This window comes from Halpernia sp. GG3 (assembly GCF_052976925.2).
In genome coordinates this window covers 206,636-226,262 of the sequence record NZ_JBRIIR020000014.1, presented here as the reverse complement: position 1 = coordinate 226,262, position 19,627 = coordinate 206,636, and the positions used below count along the sequence as shown (strand labels likewise).

Sequence of the window (19,627 nt, the reverse complement as noted above, 5' to 3'; positions counted from 1 at the left end):
TCTTGTTTCTATTTATTCCTCAAGTCTCACATCCAGTCCAAGACCTTGTAACTCATGAAGTAATACGTTGAAAGATTCCGGAATACCAGGTTCTGGCATTGCTTCACCTTTTGCGATGGCTTCGTAAGTTTTTGCTCTACCAATCACGTCATCAGACTTCACAGTTAAGATTTCTCTTAAAATGTTTGAAGCACCAAATGCTTCTAAAGCCCAAACTTCCATCTCACCAAATCTTTGTCCACCAAACTGCGCTTTACCACCTAAAGGTTGCTGCGTAATTAATGAATAAGGTCCTATTGAACGTGCGTGCATTTTATCATCTACCATGTGTCCTAATTTCAACATGTAAATGATACCAACTGTTGCCGGTTGCGCGAATCTTTCACCTGTACCACCATCATAAAGATACGTACTACCAAATTCTGGAACGCCTGCTTTCTTAGTATATTCAGTAATTTGGTCAATATTTGCACCATCAAAAATTGGTGTTGCGAATTTTAAACCTAATTCTTTACCAGCCCAGCCAAGAACCGTTTCATAAATCTGACCGATGTTCATACGAGATGGCACACCAAGTGGATTTAAAACGATATCAACCGTAGTTCCGTCTTCTAAGAATGGCATATCTTCTTCACGTACAATACGGGAAACAATTCCTTTATTACCGTGACGACCCGCCATTTTATCACCAACATTTAACTTACGTTTTTTAGCGATATAAACTTTAGCCAGTTTCATGATACCTGCTGGTAACTCATCACCAATGGAAATCGCAAATTTCTCGCGGTTTTTCACACCTTGTAATTCGTTATATTTAATCTTATAGTTATGGATTAATTTTACAATTAACTCATTTCTATCTTGATCAACAGTCCAGTTTGCACCACTGATATTAACATAATCTTCAACACTTGAAAGTAATTTCTGTGTGAATTTTACACCTTTACCAAGAACTTCTTCATCTAAATCATTAGTCACACCCTGGGACGTTTTACCGCTTACCAAAACGTTTAATTTCTCTAGTAAAATATTTCTTAAATCATCGTTTTTCGATTTGAACGAATTTTCGATTTCTTCAAGTTTTAATTTTTCTTCAGATCTTTTCTTTTTGTCTTTAATGTTTCGTGCGAATAATTTTTTGTTAATTACCACACCACGAAGTGAAGAATCTGCTTTTAAAGAAGCATCTTTTACATCACCTGCTTTATCACCAAAGATGGCACGAAGTAATTTTTCTTCCGGCGTAGGATCAGATTCACCTTTTGGTGTAATTTTTCCAATTAAAATATCACCAGGTTTTACATCTGCGCCAATACGGATCATACCGTTTTCATCTAAATCTTTGGTCGCTTCTTCAGAGACGTTAGGAATATCAGAAGTTAATTCTTCCATACCCAATTTCGTATCTCTCACTTCCAAAGAATATTCATCTATGTGGATTGAAGTAAACCAATCCTCACGAACTACTCTTTCGTTGATTACAATTGCATCCTCAAAATTATATCCTTTCCAAGGCATGAAGGCAACTTTTAGGTTTCTACCTAAGGCCAACTCACCTTTTTCAGTGGCATAACCATCACAAAGAACCTGTCCTTCTACTACTTTATCACCTACTCTTACATTTGGTCTTAAAGTAATGGTTGTTCCCTGATTCGTTTTACGGAATTTTGTTAATTTATAAGATTTCACAGAAGTATCAAAACTTACAAGATCCTGATTTTCTGTAGTTTCATAATTGATGACAATTTTATCAGCATCTACATATTCTACGGTTCCATTTCCTTCCGCATTGATCAAAATTCTAGAATCTTTTGCAACTTGTTGCTCAAGACCAGTTCCAACGATCGGTGCTTCTGGTTTTAATAAAGGAACGGCTTGACGCATCATGTTTGATCCCATCAAGGCTCTATTCGCATCATCGTGTTCCAAGAAAGTAATTAACGAAGCAGAAATACCAGAAATCTGGTTTGGTGCAACATCAATTAAATCAACTTGTTGAGGCTCAACAACTGGATAATCACCATCTAAACGTGCAATAACACGGTCAGTAGAAATAGTTCCGTCATCTTTCATTTCAACATTCGCCTGCGCAATTACTTTATCTTCTTCATCTTCTGCATTTAAGAAAATCGGTGTTGAATTTAAATCAACTTTACCGTTAGTTACTTTTCTATAAGGCGTTTCAATGAAACCAAGATTGTTAATTTTCGCATAAATACCAAGAGAAGAGATCAAACCAATGTTTGGTCCCTCTGGCGTTTCAATCGGACAAATTCTTCCGTAGTGTGTATGGTGAACGTCACGTACTTCAAAACCTGCTCTTTCACGGGAAAGTCCACCAGGTCCCAGTGCAGAAAGTCTTCTTTTGTGCGTAATTTCAGAAAGTGGATTGGTTTGATCCATAAACTGAGACAACTGATTCGTTCCAAAGAAGGAATTAATTACAGAAGTCAACGTTTTAGCATTAACTAAATCCGTCGGTGTAAATATTTCATTATCCCGAACGTTCATTCTCTCTTTAATAGTACGTGCAATTCTTGATAAACCAACACCAAACTGACCAGAAAGTTGCTCACCAACAGTTTTAATTCTTCTGTTTGATAAGTGATCAATATCATCAACTTCTGCTTTAGAATTAACCAACTGAATTAAATATCTTACAATTGCAATGATATCATCTTTGGTTAAAACTTGTTTGTCTTCAGCGATTTTTAGATTTAATTTTTTATTTAATCTATAACGGCCCACTTCACCTAAAGAGTAACGCTGCTCGGAGAAAAATAATTTTTCAATAATTCCTCTTGCTGTTTCCTCATCGGGTGGATCTGCGTTTCTTAATTGTCTATAAATATATTCAACGGCTTCTTTTTCAGAATTCGTTGGATCTTTTTGTAAGGTATTTTGAATGATAGAAAACTCATTAGAATTTTCTTTGTGAATCAAAATAGTTTTCACACCAGAATCTAAAATTAGATCTAAATGTTCTTTGTCTAAAATAGTTTCACAGTAAGAAAAAATAATTTCATTTCTTTCGATTGAAACTACTTCACCAGTGTCTTCATCAACGAAATCTTCAAACCAAGTGTTTAAAACTCTCGCTGCCAAAGTTCTACCTTCTACTTTTTTCAAAGCTGCTTTAGAAACTTTCACTTCTTCTGCAAGGTCAAAAATCTGAAGAATATCTTTATCAGATTCGTAGCCGATTGCTCTTAACAAAGTTGTTAAAGGTAATTTTTTCTTTCTATCAATATACGCATACATTACGTTGTTGATATCCGTTGTAAATTCCATCCAAGATCCTTTAAAAGGAATAATACGGGAATAATACAATTTTGTACCATTTGCGTGGTAAGTCTGTCCGAAGAAAACACCAGGAGATCTGTGTAATTGCGTTACAATAACGCGTTCTGCCCCATTGATGATAAACGAACCGGAAGGCGTCATATAAGGAACAGGTCCTAAATAAACATCTTGCACAACGGTTTGAAAATCTTCATGTTCTGGATCGGTACAGTATAATTTTAATCGTGCTTTTAAAGGCACATTGTAGGTTAAACCTCTTTCTACACATTCGTCAATTGAATAACGTGGAGAATCTACCAGATAATCTAAAAATTCTAAAACGAAATTGTTTCGAGAATCGGTAATTGGGAAATTTTCTTCAAAGGTTTTGTACAAAGATTCGTTCATTCTTTGCTCTGGAAGGGTATCCAGTTGGAAAAATTCTTTGAAGGACTGGATCTGAATGTCCAAAAAGTCAGGTGTTTCAATTTTTCCTTTCGCTGTAGAAAAATTAATCCTTTCGGTTCCCTGAGTTTGAGTGACTGCTTTAGATTTACTCATAAAATTTTTAAGAAGGGTTAAAAAATATTTTGATTTAAAAAATATCAGGGTTTAGACGAAAAGATAATAGACTGAGAGATTATAGATTTAAAAATTCGTTTAAAAGAATTGAATGGTGTTTGAAGCCCGAATACTTTTTGTGAGCAATGTTCTAAAGTCTTTTTGTGTAATGATTAGTCATTAATCTGAGCCCCAACTGATCACCGGCATATGTTTCACGGAGTAATGTAAAATATTTTTCTGAATTAGGCTTTTAAATAGATTTATCTCTCAAAATCCACAAAAGCCTTTTAATTAATTATAAAAAGTCATTATTGATTTTGGATAATTAAGATATGTATAGGCTTTAAAACAGAAGTGAAAAAGTAGATATTTAAATGTTAAATTCAAAAATATTAGTAATAATTTTATGTTTTTAATAATTATTTTACTGTAGATTTATAATGTACAGTATATACTTAATTTTTATTCTTCCCAAAACAGAAGTCGCATAAATTTATTTTATGAAATACCCTTAAAGAGATGAAGATAAGGCTTTAGAGATCGTAGTTTATTTGATGCTTATGACTCCCTTCCTTGGAGGCGAAAAATTGCGATATTAGTTTAACTAGAAAATTTTCAGTGGTTTTTCTAGAAGAACTTTACTAGTTTAAAGTTCTTTCTTTTTTAATAATCTAAAAATTGCCATTGAAAAAAGCTAAATATTTTAATACAATTTTCGCAAGGGTTTTTAATCACTTAAAAGCAGTAATTTTTAATGACTAATTAAAGACTTTGATTTTAGTTGGCGTAAAAATTGGTTAAAATAAAAAAAATACAATTATGCCGTACACTAAATCAGAAAATGAAAACGATCTAAAAATTTATTATGAAGATTATGGCTCTGGTCAACCAATTATTTTAATTCACGGGTGGCCACTAAGCAGTAAATCCTGGGAATTACAAGTGCCTGTTTTAGTAGATTTAGGCTATAGAGTTATCACCTATGACCGACGTGGTTTTGGAAAATCTTCTTTCCCAACCTCCGGATTTGACTATAATACGCTGACAAATGATCTACACAATTTAATTACAGAACTACACCTTAAAGATGTGATTTTATTTGGCTTTTCAATGGGTGGTGGTGAAGTTGTAAGATATCTGACTAATTTTGGTTGTGATAATGTTGCGAAAGTTGGATTAATATCATCTATTATTCCGATCGTTAAGCAAACGGAAGATAATCGTAGTGGCGTTCCAGAGAAGAATTTGATGGGAATTTTGGACGAGGTCAAAAATAACCGCGTAACATTCCTGGAAGGTTTTCATAAAAACTTTTATAATTTTGGATTATTAAAACATTCTGTTAGCCAAAAACAACTGGATTACGATTGGAGTATCGCTTCCCATGCTTCTCCTTTAGCAACTATTAAAACTGCGGAAAGCTGGGCTGGCACAGATTTCAGATCAGAACTAAAAAATATAAAAGTGAAAACATTAATTGTTCATGGTGATGCAGATCAAATCGTTCCAATAGAAACAGCTGGAAAACAAGCTGCGGCTGGAATTGTGGACAATATTTTTAAAATAATAAACGATGGGCCACACGGTTTAAATGTAACGCACACAGCAGAATTGAATAAAATACTGGTTGACTTTTTACAAAGTTAGATCACACTAAAATTAATTATAAAAAGAAAATCCACTTTAATTAATTAAAGTGGATTTTATATTAAATCAGTTCAAACAAATTTCTTAAGATTGCCAGAAACTCCATTTTTTACCGTTGTAAACTGCGAGTCGTTTGGAACCAGATTTATTTACATATACCATCATTCCAGGCGAAGGACTCGGGATATTTGCAACATCGGAAACGGTTGGTAGGACCATTGCTAAATTAGAAGATTCTAACACTAAAACACCGTCTGCAGAGCTCGTAGAAGCACCAATAATTGCTTTTGAAGTTGAAGCTTCTATTACACCCGTAGGTTGATTTACCAAAGTTAATGTAATATCTGCGCCCTGACCGCTTAGATCTATCCAGCTTGTTCCATTGTAAAATTTCATTCTTGCAGCAGTCTGCACTGTTGCATCCAATATTATTGAACCACCGACAAGCGCAGCAGCAGTAGGAAGATTTCTTACATAAGGAACAATGATACCTTTATTTTGGTTTTGAGCAAATTCTAATAAAACAGATGTTTTTATAGGCGCAGTTCCTTTTGCATCGCCAATGATAACTTGTGCATAAGCAGAAGTTGTAATTACTACAAGAAATATAATTAATAATTTTTTCATTTGATTTTAAATTTAAATCTAGCCATTGCTAAATATTTATGATAATAGAGATCAGATTTTTATGGACAAGATGGTGTATTAAAGCAGCTCCAAGTGGTGCCATCATACAACTTCAAACATTTAGCAAAAGTGTCATAGACCATCATTCCATCCTGTGGATTTGTAATATTAGAAATATAATTGGCGGCGGCTGTCTGAGCTGGATCACTGGTCATCCTGGTAATAACAAAACCTTTATTATTTGATTCTAAAACAGTTTGTGCTGATTTTCGAATCATCGGCCAGTTACCGTTATCAACGCCAGCCCTCTGCAATAGAGTGATACCATGCTTTGTTTTTCCTACTTCTGACGCAGTACTTGCATCAGCGTAGCAAGCGCAGCTTCCAACATTTACTGTTATACTTTTTGTACTTAAACAACCACTTGGACTGGTGTAGGAATAAGTTATAATTGCAGTTCCGATCTTGCCAAAAATAGTGGAGGCGACACCAGTTGCGGAATTAATTATTAGTAAATCTGAACGGTCAACGCTCCACGTTCCACCAGCTTTTGTATTACCGAAAGTATATTGATCGGGAACACTTTTATTACTGCACAATGACGTAGTGCTTGTTGTATTATCATCAAGTTGCAAAGGCGCAGGCGAAAATGTTACGTCATCAATAGCTAAATCGTTTCCTGATCCGCCAATAGAATTATTCTTTAAAAATATTTCGCCTGTTGTTGACGTTGCAGTAAAATTAAATTTATATTGCTTCCAAACTGTTGAGGTAATGTCGCCCGTGTTAATAGAATTGATCAATATTCCAGTGGTAGGATCTACAATTCCCATTGTAACATTTGGTCTAATCCCAGTCGCTGGAGAAAGATCTGCAACCCAAAAAGCAAATTCATACACAGTGCCAACCGAAAGACCTTTAACTGTCTGTCTAAAAAAATCATCGGTATTGTATGAAGCATTAAACATCGCAAAATAACCATTCGGATCGTTCGGCGTATGATTTTGTAAGGTTAAATTACCATTACCAAACCACTCCGCACTATTTTTAACTAGTGAATAATAACCATCCCCTAAAACTCCTTTAGCCGCATAATGATAAGATGTAAAACCATTTAATGCAGATCCATAGGCAGAAGATCCATTTCCAAAATTGATGAGATAATTGGTGCCACAAATTGCTGGTGAAACTATTGGATTTGTAACGGCGTTCGAGTAAACAACATTTACAACTTCATCTGCAGCAACATTAATGGTTGAAGTAGATGTTGCAAGATTTGAAAAACTATTATTGGTAGGGTCATAAATAGAAATCTCACTATTATTCCATCCATTATTGCCGGTTTCCTGTAAAGTATAAGTTCCCGGAAGGACAGGTATCATAATAGAATTTCCATTGGCAGTAATTGTACGAACTCTTTCGTCATCCAGCCAAAGTCCACTGCTTACCCGTGCAAAAATACTGTGTTTAATTAAGTCAGGATTTACTTTATTTATACCCCAAACTTGATTTCCTAAGCCAGCCGTAAGACCACTCAAACTTCTGGATCTTGGATTATCGGCCCAGCTGGTGGTATATTCAAAAACATTACTGCTACTAATACTGTTTGTGTAATTAGAATAAATGGTACCATCATTACTTACCGCAATGTCGCGAAGACTAATACCTACCAATGTAGTATTGCTAGGTCCATCAATAGTTGTAGGATTAGTTGCAGAATTTGCACTTGGCAACTTATAAATTTTAAAATCATTATTTTGAATAAAATCTATCTCTTGAGTGGTTGGATTAATGTCTAACCTGCTTGCGCCAATTATGGTTGAAGATGAATAAACCGACCAACTATCATTCGTTCCGTTGCCCGTGTACTTATAAATTTTTCCGTTATTTCCTGTGACAGCTATCACACCCCCCAAACCACCGGAGGCAACATCAACAATCTGAATATTTCCATTTGACCCTGGCGTCCAAATTTTGGTAGAGATACCGGCAATATAAATATAAACTGCACCAATACTATCAGAATACAACGCCGAATTTGCAGCAATCCCATCCACTGATCTTGCATCAGTAACATTTGTTGCAATCCATTGCGCAGTATTACTAAGTCTTGTATATAAAGAACCGGTAACATTATGAGTTGTACCACTCGCGCTCGCATCGTTGATAACTGCCCATAATTGACCTTGCCCAGTACCTTGACTATTACCTAAGTCAAAGGCATTGAGCGCATCAGGTTGATCATTAAGCGCAAAAGTTCTGAGTGGTAAAACTCCCTGCGATAAAGTAAATGTAAAATTTTGAGATGCTAGTTCACTGATCGCTTTTTTATGAAGGTATATATAGCCGTTTTGACCATAAACGTAAACACTAATCAGTAAGATTAATGCTGTAATAAAATAATTTTTTTTCACCTGGATTTGTGTTGTGTTCTATTTGTCTATGTATATTTTCCTTTCAAATTGATTTTGTTTAATTATAAGCGGCTTTAAAAATAACTATCTCGTCATTACTAAATAGTAAACAGTCTCAAATATGTTACATCGAAGCTCGTATCATAAATAATTTTTAGGAAAAATTTAGAATTAACTTTTAAAAAAAACTTGATTTTCAATAATTATGCCAAAATATTATAAATTATTTTTAATTAAATTTTTCGTAATAATTTTCAATATAATTCCTAAAACAATAATTGAAAATTGCATTTACGAAATGATATAAATTAAGGATTTGCGAAACGAATATTTTTTTAAAAAAAAGCAGTCTTATTTCTAAGTCTGCTTTGATTGACACGGAAATATTTTAAGGGTTTAAAAAAGCTCCAATTACTTCCATTGTAAACAGCAGATCTTTTCGCACCAGTTTTGTTGACGTAGACCATCATTCCAGGCGAAGGACTCGGGATATTTGCAACATCGGAAACGGTTGGTAGGACCATTGCTAAATTAGAAGATTCTAACACTAAAACACCGTCTGCAGAAATTATGCGGCTAAAGGAGTTTTAGGGAATGGTTATTATTCATTTACTGATTTAAATAAAAAAGACCCTTTCTTTCGAAAGGGTCTTTATAAATAAGTGAGAGAAAGAATTATTTTAATTCTACTTCTGCACCTGCATCTTCTAATTGTTTTTTCAACGCTTCTGCAGCATCTTTAGGAATTCCTTCTTTAATAGCTGTTGGAGCAGAATCTACCATATCTTTAGCTTCTTTCAAACCTGCACCTGTCAAGTCTTTCACTAATTTCACGATAGCTAATTTTGAAGCACCTGCTGCTTTCAAGATTACATCAAATTCTGTTTTCTCTTCAACTGCTTCAGCACCTGCACCTCCTCCTGCAACGACAGTTGCAGCAGCTGGTTCGATACCATATTCATCCTTAAGGATAGTTGCTAATTCATTTACGTCTTTTACCGTTAGGTTTACTAGCGATTCCGCTAAAGTTTTTAAATCTGACATTTTAATAATGTTTTTTGTTGTTAAACGATTTATTGATTTTATTTTGAGTATTATTTATTCTGCAGCCGGAGTATCTTCTCCTTTTGCAGATTCTTCAGTTGCAGTTTCTGCTGGTTTCTCAGTTTCAACTATTGCCTCTGGTTTTGCTTCTTCAGTAGTTTCTGCTTCAGCACTTCCGCCTTTCATTTTGTCTTGGTTTTGCAACGCTGCAATTACGTTTCTAATTGGAGACTGTAGTAAACCGATGATCTCACCTAACATTTCTTCTTTCGATTTAATGTTTGCAAGTATCTCTAGGTTTTCATCACCAACGTAAACTGTACCATCTAAAATAGCAGACTTCAAAGCAGGATAATCACCTTTCTTTCTGACAGTCTTGATTAATTTAGCCGGTGCATTTGCAATGTCAGAAATTAATAAGGCAGAATTTCCTTTAAATGTTTCAAACATTTCAGAATAATCTGTTCCTTCTGTTTGCTCCATCGCTTTTTGCAGTAAAGTATTTTTTACTACTTTTAACGTGATATTATTTTTAAAAGCCTGTCTTCTAAATTCTGAAGTTGTTGCCGCGTTTAGAGTATTTAAGTTTGCTACATAAACATTCTTCGCATCTTTTAACAAATCTTTTATTTCCTGTATCGCAGTTACTTTTTTTTCTTTAGTCATTGTTTCTCAGGTTTAGTTTGTTTTAGTATCAATTGCAATTCCCGGGCTCATTGTAGAAGACATGTAAATGCTTTTTACATAAATTCCTTTCGCTGCAGTCGGTTTCAATTTATTCAAAGTTTGAATTAATTCAATCGCATTCTCTTTAATTTTCTGAGCATCAAAAGACACTTTTCCAATCGCAGCATGAATGATACCGTATTTGTCAACTTTAAAATCGATTTTACCAGCTTTCACTTCTGCAACTGCTTTACCAATATCCATTGTTACAGTTCCAGATTTTGGGTTTGGCATTAAACCTCTTGGGCCTAAAATTCTACCCAAAGGTCCTAATTTACCCATAACAGCAGGCATAGTAACGATAACGTCAACGTCCGTCCAGCCTTCTTTTATTTTCTGTAAATATTCATCTAAACCTACGTAATCTGCACCAGCTTCTTTTGCTTCGGCTTCTTTCTCAGGAGTAACCAAGGCCAAAACTTTTACGTCTTTACCAGTTCCGTGAGGTAATGAAACTACACCACGCACCATTTGGTTTGCTTTTCTTGGATCTACACCCAACCTTACAGCGATATCAACAGATGCGTCAAATTTTGTAGTATTTATTTCTTTAACTAAAGAAGAGGCTTCTTCGATATTATAGATTTTATTTTTGTCTACTTTGCTTAAAGCTTCTTTTTGCTTTTTTGTAATTTTTGCCATTTCTATTAGTTTTAAGCGTTAGTTGGTTTAGTTCCTGATACTTTTAAACCCATAGATCTTGCAGTTCCTGCAACCATTGTAAGCGCAGAATCCATTGTAAAGCAATTAAGATCTGTCATTTTATCTTCAGCAATTTTTTGAATTTGTGCCCAAGAAACAGTTCCAACTTTTACACGGTTTGGTTCACCAGAACCTTTCTTTTGTTTAGACGCTTCTAGCAACTGAATCGCTGCTGGAGGAGTTTTAATAACAAATTCGAAAGATTTATCTTCGTAAACCGTAATAGAAACTGGTAAAACTTGACCAGCTTTATCTTGCGTTCTAGCATTAAATTGTTTACAAAATTCCATGATGTTCACACCTGCAGAACCCAAAGCTGGGCCAACTGGTGGGGAAGGATTGGCAGCGCCACCTTTCACCTGGAGTTTCACCATTTTAAAGACTTTTTTAGCCATTTTCTTTTTTTTAAAAAAATTAATAATTTATGAATGTGGAAGCATTTATAAATCTGCAGTTTACCATAGCATTTGGTAACTCTACATTTCGGACTGCAAAATTAAGACTATTTTTTGATTACGCAAGTGAAATCCATTTCAAATTACATATTTTATCTAATTTTTTTTACATATTTACTTGGCTTTCTTAATTTTAGCTTTTAGATCTTAAACCTGGATTATTTTTCTATTTAATAGCATCAATTCAAAAGATGATTGAACAAAATTTCGAAAATTTCAATTGAACCCTGTAAAACCTTTATAATTCAAAAAAGATTTAAAAAAGATTTAAAAAGAGTTATTTGTTTTTTCGTGACAGAAAATGAACTGTTCTTTTGTATCATAATACGTGATAATATTTGGTTTATTGAATAGAACTTCACACTCTTATAAATATTATTTTAACCTCAGTTTTAGCTGTTAATACTTCAAAATTTCGATAATTAGAAAATTCTCGGGATTTTTTTTATTTAATAGCTCTCATGTAAATTATTTAGCCAAAAACTTTAGTTGACTAAAAACTTTTTTACCGTTTTTTTATCCTGACTTTGAATCGTTAAGATCCTGTTAAAAAACTGCCTGAAGATTTTATCATTAATATTTCTGCTGTAGACAGCAGTTCTATTTTTACATAAAAAAAATACCGCTCAAAAATGAACGGTATTTAATATATTTAAAATAGAAATTAAACTTTCTCTACCTGCATAAAGCTCAGTTCCATTGGTGTTTTACGACCAAAAATCATTACTGAAACTTCAATTTTCTTTTTCTCCTCATGAATTTTTTCTACAGTACCATTAAATCCGTTAAAAGGACCATCTGTTACTTTTACACTGTCTCCTACGATGAAAGGAATTTCCATATCAACAGCAAATTCTGACAATTCATCCATTCTGCCGAGCATTCTGTTAACTTCAGATTTACGCATTGGAACTGGATCACCACCTTTTGTCAAACTTAAAAAAGAAATAACACCAGGTATATTTTTAATAATATGAGGGATTTCACCTTTCAGATTAGATTCTACCATTAAATATCCAGGATAATAAGGCTTTTCCTTCGGAACTTTTTTACCATTCCTCATCTGGATCACCTTTTCCATCGGGATAACTACTTGGGTAACGTCGCTTTCGAAACCCAGCCTTTTCATTTCATTTTCAATATAGGTCTTCACCTTATTTTCTTGCCCGCTAATGGATTTTAGGACGTACCAGTTTATTTCACTCATCTCTTTTGGAAAATAATATTTTTAATGAAACAGGTTAATTAAGCTACCTACCACATTCTTAATAGATGTGCTAAATGCTGAATCTACTGCAAACGTAAACAGGGCTAACAGTACTGAAGTCACTGCAACAACTATAGTGGAAGACTGTAATTCAGGCCATTTCGGCCACTCTACTTTTGTGGTAAATTCTGTATAAGAACCTTTTAAAAATTCTATTAATGAACTCATAATAATATTTTGCACGGGCACTAGGATTCGAACCCAGATCAACGGTTTTGGAGACCGGTATCCTACCATTGGACGATGCCCGTAGATTAAAAAAATTCCGCAAGTTTCCCGGCGGAATTTTTTTATTTAATGTAAATTAGTCTAAGATCTCAGTTACCTGACCAGCACCAACTGTTCTACCACCTTCTCTAATTGCAAATCTTAAACCTAAGTTTAATGCAATTGGCTGTAATAATTCAACAGTAATAGTTAAGTTATCTCCCGGCATTACCATTTCTACACCTTCTGGCAAGAAAATCTCACCTGTAACGTCTGTAGTTCTTACATAAAACTGTGGACGGTATTTGTTGTGGAATGGAGTGTGACGCCCACCTTCTTCTTTTGAAAGAACATAAACCTCAGCTTTGAATTTTTTATGTGGAGTTACAGAACCTGCTTTCGCAATTACCATCCCTCTTTTAATATCATCTTTTTCAATACCTCTTAATAAGATACCTACATTATCCCCTGCTTCACCTCTATCCAATATTTTACGGAACATCTCTACTCCCGTTACAGTTGATGTTAATTTTTCATCACCCATACCAACGATATCAACTGCATCACCTGTGTTAATAACACCTGCTTCAATTCTACCTGTTGCTACAGTACCACGGCCTGTGATAGAGAATACATCTTCAATTGGCATTAAGAATGGTTTGTCAACATCTCTGGTTGGCAATTCAATCCAAGTATCAACAGCTTCCATTAATTCGTCAATTTTCGCTACCCATTTTGGATCTCCATTTAGACCACCTAAAGCAGAACCTTGGATTACTGGGGAATTATCACCATCGTAATCGTAAGAGGAAAGAAGTTCTCTAACTTCCATTTCTACCAATTCTAATAATTCTTCATCATCTACCATATCCACTTTATTCATGAATACAAGTACATTAGGGACATTTACCTGACGACAAAGTAAGATATGCTCTCTTGTTTGTGGCATTGGTCCGTCAGTAGCCGCAACTACCAAAATAGCTCCGTCCATTTGAGCAGCACCAGTTACCATGTTTTTTACATAATCCGCGTGACCTGGACAGTCAACATGCGCATAATGTCTATTTGCAGTTTCATACTCGATGTGAGCAGTATTGATTGTAATACCTCTTTCTTTTTCTTCCGGTGCAGAATCGATTGAAGAGAAATCTCTCGCAGTTCCGAATCCTTTATCAGATAATACTTTACTGATTGCTGCAGTAAGTGTTGTTTTACCATGGTCAACGTGACCAATAGTACCAATGTTCAAGTGGGGTTTGTTACGATTAAACGTTTCCTTTGCCATGATTTAAATATTTATTTTGATTTTACTTAATTGATTTTTTCAGTGCGCAAATATAGTGAAATTTTGAATAAAAAAAATTATTAAGTTCAATTTAATAATTTTTAACATTCAAACTTACCGCCTTGTGCTCTGTTGAAAAATTTAAAGTGCAAAAATACAAAAATTTTTAGAAATTAAAATCAAAGTTTGAAACAAGAAATAAAATGCTAAATAATCAATTAATATTCAATTTTTTTTATTAATTAAATTATATAAATCTATCAATGAAAATTTGTCGTAAATAATTGCACCTTATATCATTAATTTACATTAAAACTTAAAATAAATGAAAAATTTATTTAAAACGCTTTTTGTAACTCTGACACTTGTCTCGACAATTTCATGCAAAAATGAAATGTTAGATCCCATGGCATTGCAATTGTCACTAAATGTTGGTCCAGATTCCGTGGCCTATGGTCTTACTCAGTCAAATGAGTTGGTAGTTTTTAATACTAATAAACCAGCTGTCTTTTCCTCAAAGATCTCGATAACAGGTCTGGTCGCTGGAGAAAAAATTCTTAGTATCGATTTTCGACCAGCCACTGGCGAACTTTATGCCGTATCTGATGCAAGTAAATTCTATATTATAAATACCACAACAGCTTCAGCTAGAATTTTTAGCACAACAGCTTTCACACCCGCAATATCGGGTTCTACAGCCTCGATAGATTTTTATTCTAATAATTTTGCAGGAGCAACCACTACCTCGCTTTTTGTAATAGATCATATAACTGATAGACTGTATTTACAAAATCCTCCGAATGCCGGAAGTTTGGCAGACGTAGGTCCATTAGGTATCAATATCACTGCCGCAAATGGTTTTGATATTGGAAGCACCAGTCAGAAAGCTTATTTATTAGCATCTGTTGGTACTGACAATAAAATTTTTACCGTGAACACCAGCACAGACGTCGCTACTTCGATAGCAACCTATCCAAATTCCGTGAGAGGATTTTCTGTAGGATTGGGATTCTAGTTTAAATTAAATTTTCATTAAGAAGCCTGAAATAATTATTATTTCAGGCTTTTTTTATTATTTTAAGTTAAACCTTTTCTGACTTTTTTGTTCTGTTAAAAATCCAGAAAATAATAGGGAAAATTAATAAAGTTAAAATAGTCGCCGTAATTAACCCGCCAATAATAACAATTGCGAGTGGTTTCTGCGACTCTGAACCAATTCCCGTAGAAAGTGCGGCAGGTAGTAAACCAACGGAAGCCATTAACGCCGTCATTACAACCGCTCTTGTTCGAACTTTTACACCAAGCAGAATTCCTTCTGCAACTGCCATTCCCGCTTTAATATTTTGATGAAATTCTGATATAAGAAGTACCCCATTTTGAATACAGATTCCAAATAAAGCAATAAAACCAACGCCTGCAGAAATTCCGAAATTCATGCCCGTGAGATGTAAAGCAATTATACCGCCGATCAAAGCAAAAGGAACATTAGCCAAAACCAGCAGTGAATCTTTAATATTACCAAATAAAATAAAGAGTAAGAAAAATATCATAACCAAACTGATAGGCACCACCTGCTCTAATCTTTTCGACGCCCGCTCTTGATTTTCAAACTGGCCCGTCCAACCAAAACTATAACCGTCCGGTAGCTTAATTTGGTCCACTTTCTTTTGTGCTTCCGCGATCGTACTTCCTAAATCCCTATCACGAATCGAAAATTTAACACCAATAAAACGTTTAATATTATCCCTATAAATAAAAGCAGCACCATTATCTTGTTTAATTACGCAGATTTCTTTTAAAGGAATTAGTGCGCCGGCTTGGGAAGGAACCATTAATTGCGCAATATCATTTTCATCTTTTCTATATTGCTTTTCATACCGTATTCTGATGTCAAATTTCCGTTCACCTTCAAATAATTCTGAAGCTGTTTTTCCACCAAAAGCAGTTTCTAAAACGGATTGTGCATCCGCAAGATTGACGCCGTATTGCGCCATTTTACCTCTGTCAAGAATTACACTTACTTCCGGTTGCCCAATATTTTTAATAATTCCGGGCTCTTTTATGCCAGGAACTTTTTTAATTATGGCCAAAACCTGTTTGGCATATTGATCTAAAGTATTAAGATTATCACCATAAATTTTTACCCCATTTTCCGCCTTAAAACCAGCGACTGCTTCGGCAACGTTATCAGAAATTGGCTGAGAATAATTATATGTGATTCCCTGATACTGTTTTAATTTATTATCCATTTTCTCAATCAGATCATCCATTGACATTTTCCGTTTCCAATCATCTTTTGGTTGTAAATTCACGGCAAACTGCACAAAGCCAAAACCATTAGGATCTGTTCCATCGTTGCTTCTTCCAGTTTGTGTAAGCACGCCTGTAACTTCTGGAAATGATAAAATCACTTTCTTTAGTTTATCCGTCGTTTTAAGGGATTGGTCTAATGAAGTACTCATTGGCATTTCTGCAGTAACCCAAAGTGCGCCTTCATTTAAAGGGGGTAAAAATTCTGTTCCTAAAAATTTAGCAGAAAATAAGGTGACCACCAAAAGTCCGATGGCAACTAACAAACTCATTTTTTTATTTCTAAAAGTAAACTTGAAACCTCTTTCCACAGTTCTGTCCCAAAAGTTGACGAACGGATTGTGTTTTTCCCTTACATTTTTATTTAAAAGTATATTGGATAAAACCGGAACAAGTGTTAAAGTAAATAATAAAGCGCCTAATAAGGCAAAACCAAGCGTGAATGCTAACGGCGAAAACATTTTTCCTTCTACCTTTTGAAAAGAAAAAATAGGAATCAGTGAGGTAATGATAATTATCTTTGAAAAGAAAATAGCCTTTCCTAAGCCAGTTCCGGTCGTTTTGATCCAACCGCCCTTCGCCATTTTATTAAACCGATCCATTCCTTTCTCTTTGGCTTTGTGATCGAGCATAACAAAAACGCCTTCCACCATGACGACGGCGCCATCAATGATAATCCCAAAATCTACCGCACCAAGTGAAAGTAAATTGGCGCTCATTCCGGCTAATTTCAGACATAAAAATGAAAATAATAACGACAGCGGAATTATGATTGAAACAATAAATGTGGTGCGCCAATCTGCCATGAAAATAAAAACCATGACCGTCACTAAAATAATTCCTTCCAATAAATTATGTAAAACCGTATGTGTGGTGAAATCCATCAGATTTTCGCGGTTATAGTAGGTAATAAGCTTTACATCTTTGGGCAAGATCTTATTATTTAACTCTTCAATTTTTGCTTTTACAAGTTTTAATACTTCTTCCGGATTTTCACCTTTCCGCATTACAATTGTACCTGCAACCACATCATCTTGGTTATTGTAACCGGCCTGCCCTACTCTTTGCAACGAACCTTCAACAACTGATGCAACATTTTTTACTAAAATCGGATTTCCATGAACACTTTGAATCGTCACATTTTCGATATCCGGTATTGATTTTAATAATCCAATACCGCGCACGACGAAAGACTGCCCATTTTTTTCAATAACATCGCCACCAACATTCAGATTTCCCTGATTAACGGCATCATAAACCTGAGAAGTGGTCAAATTATATTGTTCAAGTTTTCGTGGATCGATATTTAACTCAAATACTTTCTCTTGACCCCCGAAAACATTTACATCTGCAACGCCCGGAATACCACGGAAGGCACGATCTATCACCCATGTTTGCAAGGTTAGTAAATCACGAGAATCTCTTTTTGGACTTTGTATTATATAGCGATAAATTTCACCCGTCGGTCCATATGGCGGCTGAATTCCAGGCGAGGCACCATCGGGAAGCGTCACAGATCTTATCTGATTATTTACTTGGTTTCTTGCAAATGTATCATCAACGCCATCATCAAAAATAATTTTAATAATGGATAATCCAAACATGGTTGTGCTTCTGATACTTGCTTTTTTTTGCACTGGACTCATCGCCAACTCAATAGGTGTCGTCACAAAACGCTCTACTTCTTCCGCACTTCTACCATTCCACTGGGTAATGATGACAATCTGAGTGTTAGTTACATCGGGAAATGCCTCAATCGGCATATTTTTAAAACTAATAAAACCACCCAGAGCCAATAATCCCACCCAAATAAAAGTAAATGACTTATTTTTAAGGGAAAAAGCGATAATATTTTTTATGAATTTATTCATGAAGTTTTTATTTACTCAACTGGATTTTGTTGATGTATTTTTTAATTAGAATTTTAATTATTCGCTTAATGAACGGTAATATAAAAGTTGATTATTAGTCACCACTTTGTCGCCTTCTATTAGTCCATCGGATATATAAGAAATATCACCCGTCTGTTTTGCGACTTTTACTTCTTGAACTTTCACATCACTTTGGCTTTTAAAAATAACTACAAAATAGCGGTTGTCGTCAAAAATCAAAGCATTAGAAGGAACAGAAAGCGCCGTTTTATTTTCAGTATTTAAAACTTTTATAGTGGCTTTACTTTCGGGTATAAGCTCACCTTTTGCATTATCTAAAACCACTCTTGCTTGCATCGAATTGGTGTCGGGATCAATAATTTTAAAAATTTTGTCAATTTTTCCATAAAAAATCTTATCCGGTGCCGCCAGAGTGGAAACTTCTGCCTTCATCCCCAAAGAAATTTTATTGATATCGCTTTGGTTAATATTTAAAATTGCCCAGACATTGGTTGTATTTGCAACATCAAAAATATTATCTGTACGATCACTTCGCAATTGCATGTCTTTGTTAATGTTTTTCTGAACGATAAAACCGCTGATTGGCGAGACTACAGAATAAATATTTCCCTTGCTCATACGATAAACCTGATTTACAGACTGAGACCGTCGCAGTTCATCCTGCGCCTTTTGCACGAGACTTTTCGCTTCTAAAACATCTTTTTCGGTATTTAATTTTCCAGTGTAAAGATCTTGCGCGACGCGAAGGCCTTTTTGAGCAACTACTAAATCTGTTTTAGCATTACTTAGATCTCTTTGAAAACCCGCAACTTCTGTGCTTCTTATGGTTGCTAAAACCTGACCTTTATTTACATGATCTCCCAATTCGACATTTACTGACATTACATTGCCGCCAACGAGTGGAAAAATATCGATGTATTGATTTTTATTAGCTGCAATCTTTCCAAAAAAAACCAGCTCGTCATTTACAAATTGATTTTGTACCGCAGCGAGCGTCGTAGATTTCATCATTAAATTACTGATAACGAAACCTTTTGCGGGAACTGCCTCCGTGTTTTCATCTTTTTTATTACAGCCTATTAAAACAAAAATTGTCAATATAACGGCTAAGTGCTTTTTCATTTGCATATTTTTATTGTTTTTTTTATGCCAAATGGGGTCACCAAGTCTTGATTGATGATTTCCAAATTTATTAATGGTGATTT

Annotated in this window: 15 protein-coding genes and 1 tRNA gene; 2 read left to right on the top strand and 14 right to left on the bottom strand. The window is 34.7% G+C overall.

The features are described 5' to 3' along the window. Window positions 1–12: 12 nt before the first annotated feature. Entirely contained in the window at window positions 13–3,843 is a 3,831-nt protein-coding gene (rpoB, locus tag ACVBED_RS08530) for a DNA-directed RNA polymerase subunit beta (RefSeq protein WP_473094863.1), read from the bottom strand. An 822-nt stretch (window positions 3,844–4,665) separates the two neighbouring features. Here rpoB and ACVBED_RS08525 point away from each other — a divergent pair. Then, the gene (locus ACVBED_RS08525) at window positions 4,666–5,493 is read left to right on the top strand and encodes an alpha/beta fold hydrolase (protein WP_473094862.1); all 828 of its coding nucleotides are present in this window, start codon (window positions 4,666–4,668) and stop codon (window positions 5,491–5,493) included. Between the two features lie 84 nt (window positions 5,494–5,577). Here the strand turns inward: ACVBED_RS08525 and ACVBED_RS08520 are convergent, their stop codons facing one another. The 11 genes from ACVBED_RS08520 to tuf all read right to left on the bottom strand — a co-directional run bounded on the left by ACVBED_RS08520 (window position 5,578) and on the right by tuf (window position 14,220). After that, on the bottom strand, window positions 5,578–6,120 hold the full coding sequence (locus ACVBED_RS08520) for a hypothetical protein (protein WP_473094861.1): 543 nt from the start codon (window positions 6,118–6,120) through the stop codon (window positions 5,578–5,580). 59 nt (window positions 6,121–6,179) lie between these two features. Continuing rightward, entirely contained in the window at window positions 6,180–8,534 is a 2,355-nt protein-coding gene (locus tag ACVBED_RS08515; RefSeq protein ID WP_473094860.1) for a hypothetical protein, read from the bottom strand. A gap of 335 nt (window positions 8,535–8,869) precedes the next feature. Then, window positions 8,870–9,058 carry a hypothetical protein gene (locus tag ACVBED_RS08510; protein WP_473094859.1) on the bottom strand — a complete coding sequence of 63 codons (189 nt, stop codon included), beginning with the start codon at window positions 9,056–9,058 and terminating at the stop codon, window positions 8,870–8,872. A 151-nt stretch (window positions 9,059–9,209) separates the two neighbouring features. Beyond that, window positions 9,210–9,578 (bottom strand): 50S ribosomal protein L7/L12, encoded by a 369-nt coding sequence (rplL, locus tag ACVBED_RS08505; protein ID WP_447121429.1) that lies wholly within the window; start codon window positions 9,576–9,578, stop codon window positions 9,210–9,212. Between the two features lie 54 nt (window positions 9,579–9,632). Further along, window positions 9,633–10,244 carry a 50S ribosomal protein L10 gene (rplJ, locus tag ACVBED_RS08500; RefSeq protein ID WP_473094858.1) on the bottom strand — a complete coding sequence of 204 codons (612 nt, stop codon included), beginning with the start codon at window positions 10,242–10,244 and terminating at the stop codon, window positions 9,633–9,635. A 12-nt stretch (window positions 10,245–10,256) separates the two neighbouring features. Continuing rightward, on the bottom strand, window positions 10,257–10,946 hold the full coding sequence (gene rplA, locus ACVBED_RS08495; RefSeq protein WP_447121428.1) for a 50S ribosomal protein L1: 690 nt from the start codon (window positions 10,944–10,946) through the stop codon (window positions 10,257–10,259). A gap of 11 nt (window positions 10,947–10,957) precedes the next feature. Beyond that, window positions 10,958–11,401 carry a 50S ribosomal protein L11 gene (gene rplK, locus ACVBED_RS08490; protein WP_447121427.1) on the bottom strand — a complete coding sequence of 148 codons (444 nt, stop codon included), beginning with the start codon at window positions 11,399–11,401 and terminating at the stop codon, window positions 10,958–10,960. A 724-nt stretch (window positions 11,402–12,125) separates the two neighbouring features. Further along, window positions 12,126–12,668 (bottom strand): transcription termination/antitermination protein NusG, encoded by a 543-nt coding sequence (gene nusG / locus ACVBED_RS08485; protein ID WP_447121426.1) that lies wholly within the window; start codon window positions 12,666–12,668, stop codon window positions 12,126–12,128. A 21-nt stretch (window positions 12,669–12,689) separates the two neighbouring features. Next, a complete protein-coding gene (secE, locus tag ACVBED_RS08480) occupies window positions 12,690–12,896 on the bottom strand; it encodes a preprotein translocase subunit SecE (RefSeq protein WP_447121425.1) in 207 nt (68 codons plus the stop codon). A 12-nt stretch (window positions 12,897–12,908) separates the two neighbouring features. Beyond that, window positions 12,909–12,979 (bottom strand) — tRNA-Trp (locus tag ACVBED_RS08475). 53 nt (window positions 12,980–13,032) lie between these two features. Beyond that, window positions 13,033–14,220: an elongation factor Tu gene (gene tuf / locus ACVBED_RS08470; protein WP_447121423.1), complete on the bottom strand. Its 1,188-nt coding sequence runs from the start codon at window positions 14,218–14,220 to the stop codon at window positions 13,033–13,035. Between the two features lie 325 nt (window positions 14,221–14,545). Between tuf and ACVBED_RS08465 the strand changes: the two genes are divergently transcribed. Continuing rightward, window positions 14,546–15,235: a DUF4394 domain-containing protein gene (locus tag ACVBED_RS08465; RefSeq protein WP_447121422.1), complete on the top strand. Its 690-nt coding sequence runs from the start codon at window positions 14,546–14,548 to the stop codon at window positions 15,233–15,235. Between the two features lie 67 nt (window positions 15,236–15,302). On the opposite strand, the gene ACVBED_RS08460 is transcribed toward ACVBED_RS08465, so the two are convergent. Then, window positions 15,303–18,401, bottom strand: coding sequence for an efflux RND transporter permease subunit (locus ACVBED_RS08460; protein ID WP_447121421.1), 3,099 nt, complete (start codon window positions 18,399–18,401; stop codon window positions 15,303–15,305). Between the two features lie 57 nt (window positions 18,402–18,458). Beyond that, entirely contained in the window at window positions 18,459–19,544 is a 1,086-nt protein-coding gene (locus tag ACVBED_RS08455) for an efflux RND transporter periplasmic adaptor subunit (RefSeq protein WP_447121420.1), read from the bottom strand. Between the last annotated feature and the right edge of the window lie 83 nt (window positions 19,545–19,627).

What these genes read in the sequence shown, in the direction of transcription:
- rpoB (WP_473094863.1), bottom strand. Translation starts at nt 3,843, where the DNA reads ATGAGTAAATCTAAAGCAGTCACTCAAACTCAGGGAACCGAAAGGATT.
- ACVBED_RS08525 (WP_473094862.1), top strand. Translation starts at nt 4,666, where the DNA reads ATGCCGTACACTAAATCAGAAAATGAAAACGATCTAAAAATTTATTAT.
- ACVBED_RS08520 (WP_473094861.1), bottom strand. Translation starts at nt 6,120, where the DNA reads ATGAAAAAATTATTAATTATATTTCTTGTAGTAATTACAACTTCTGCT.
- ACVBED_RS08510 (WP_473094859.1), bottom strand. Translation starts at nt 9,058, where the DNA reads ATGGTCCTACCAACCGTTTCCGATGTTGCAAATATCCCGAGTCCTTCG.
- rplL (WP_447121429.1), bottom strand. Translation starts at nt 9,578, where the DNA reads ATGTCAGATTTAAAAACTTTAGCGGAATCGCTAGTAAACCTAACGGTA.
- rplJ (WP_473094858.1), bottom strand. Translation starts at nt 10,244, where the DNA reads ATGACTAAAGAAAAAAAAGTAACTGCGATACAGGAAATAAAAGATTTG.
- rplA (WP_447121428.1), bottom strand. Translation starts at nt 10,946, where the DNA reads ATGGCAAAAATTACAAAAAAGCAAAAAGAAGCTTTAAGCAAAGTAGAC.
- rplK (WP_447121427.1), bottom strand. Translation starts at nt 11,401, where the DNA reads ATGGCTAAAAAAGTCTTTAAAATGGTGAAACTCCAGGTGAAAGGTGGC.
- nusG (WP_447121426.1), bottom strand. Translation starts at nt 12,668, where the DNA reads ATGAGTGAAATAAACTGGTACGTCCTAAAATCCATTAGCGGGCAAGAA.
- secE (WP_447121425.1), bottom strand. Translation starts at nt 12,896, where the DNA reads ATGAGTTCATTAATAGAATTTTTAAAAGGTTCTTATACAGAATTTACC.
- tuf (WP_447121423.1), bottom strand. Translation starts at nt 14,220, where the DNA reads ATGGCAAAGGAAACGTTTAATCGTAACAAACCCCACTTGAACATTGGT.
- ACVBED_RS08465 (WP_447121422.1), top strand. Translation starts at nt 14,546, where the DNA reads ATGAAAAATTTATTTAAAACGCTTTTTGTAACTCTGACACTTGTCTCG.
- ACVBED_RS08460 (WP_447121421.1), bottom strand. Translation starts at nt 18,401, where the DNA reads ATGAATAAATTCATAAAAAATATTATCGCTTTTTCCCTTAAAAATAAG.
- ACVBED_RS08455 (WP_447121420.1), bottom strand. Translation starts at nt 19,544, where the DNA reads ATGAAAAAGCACTTAGCCGTTATATTGACAATTTTTGTTTTAATAGGC.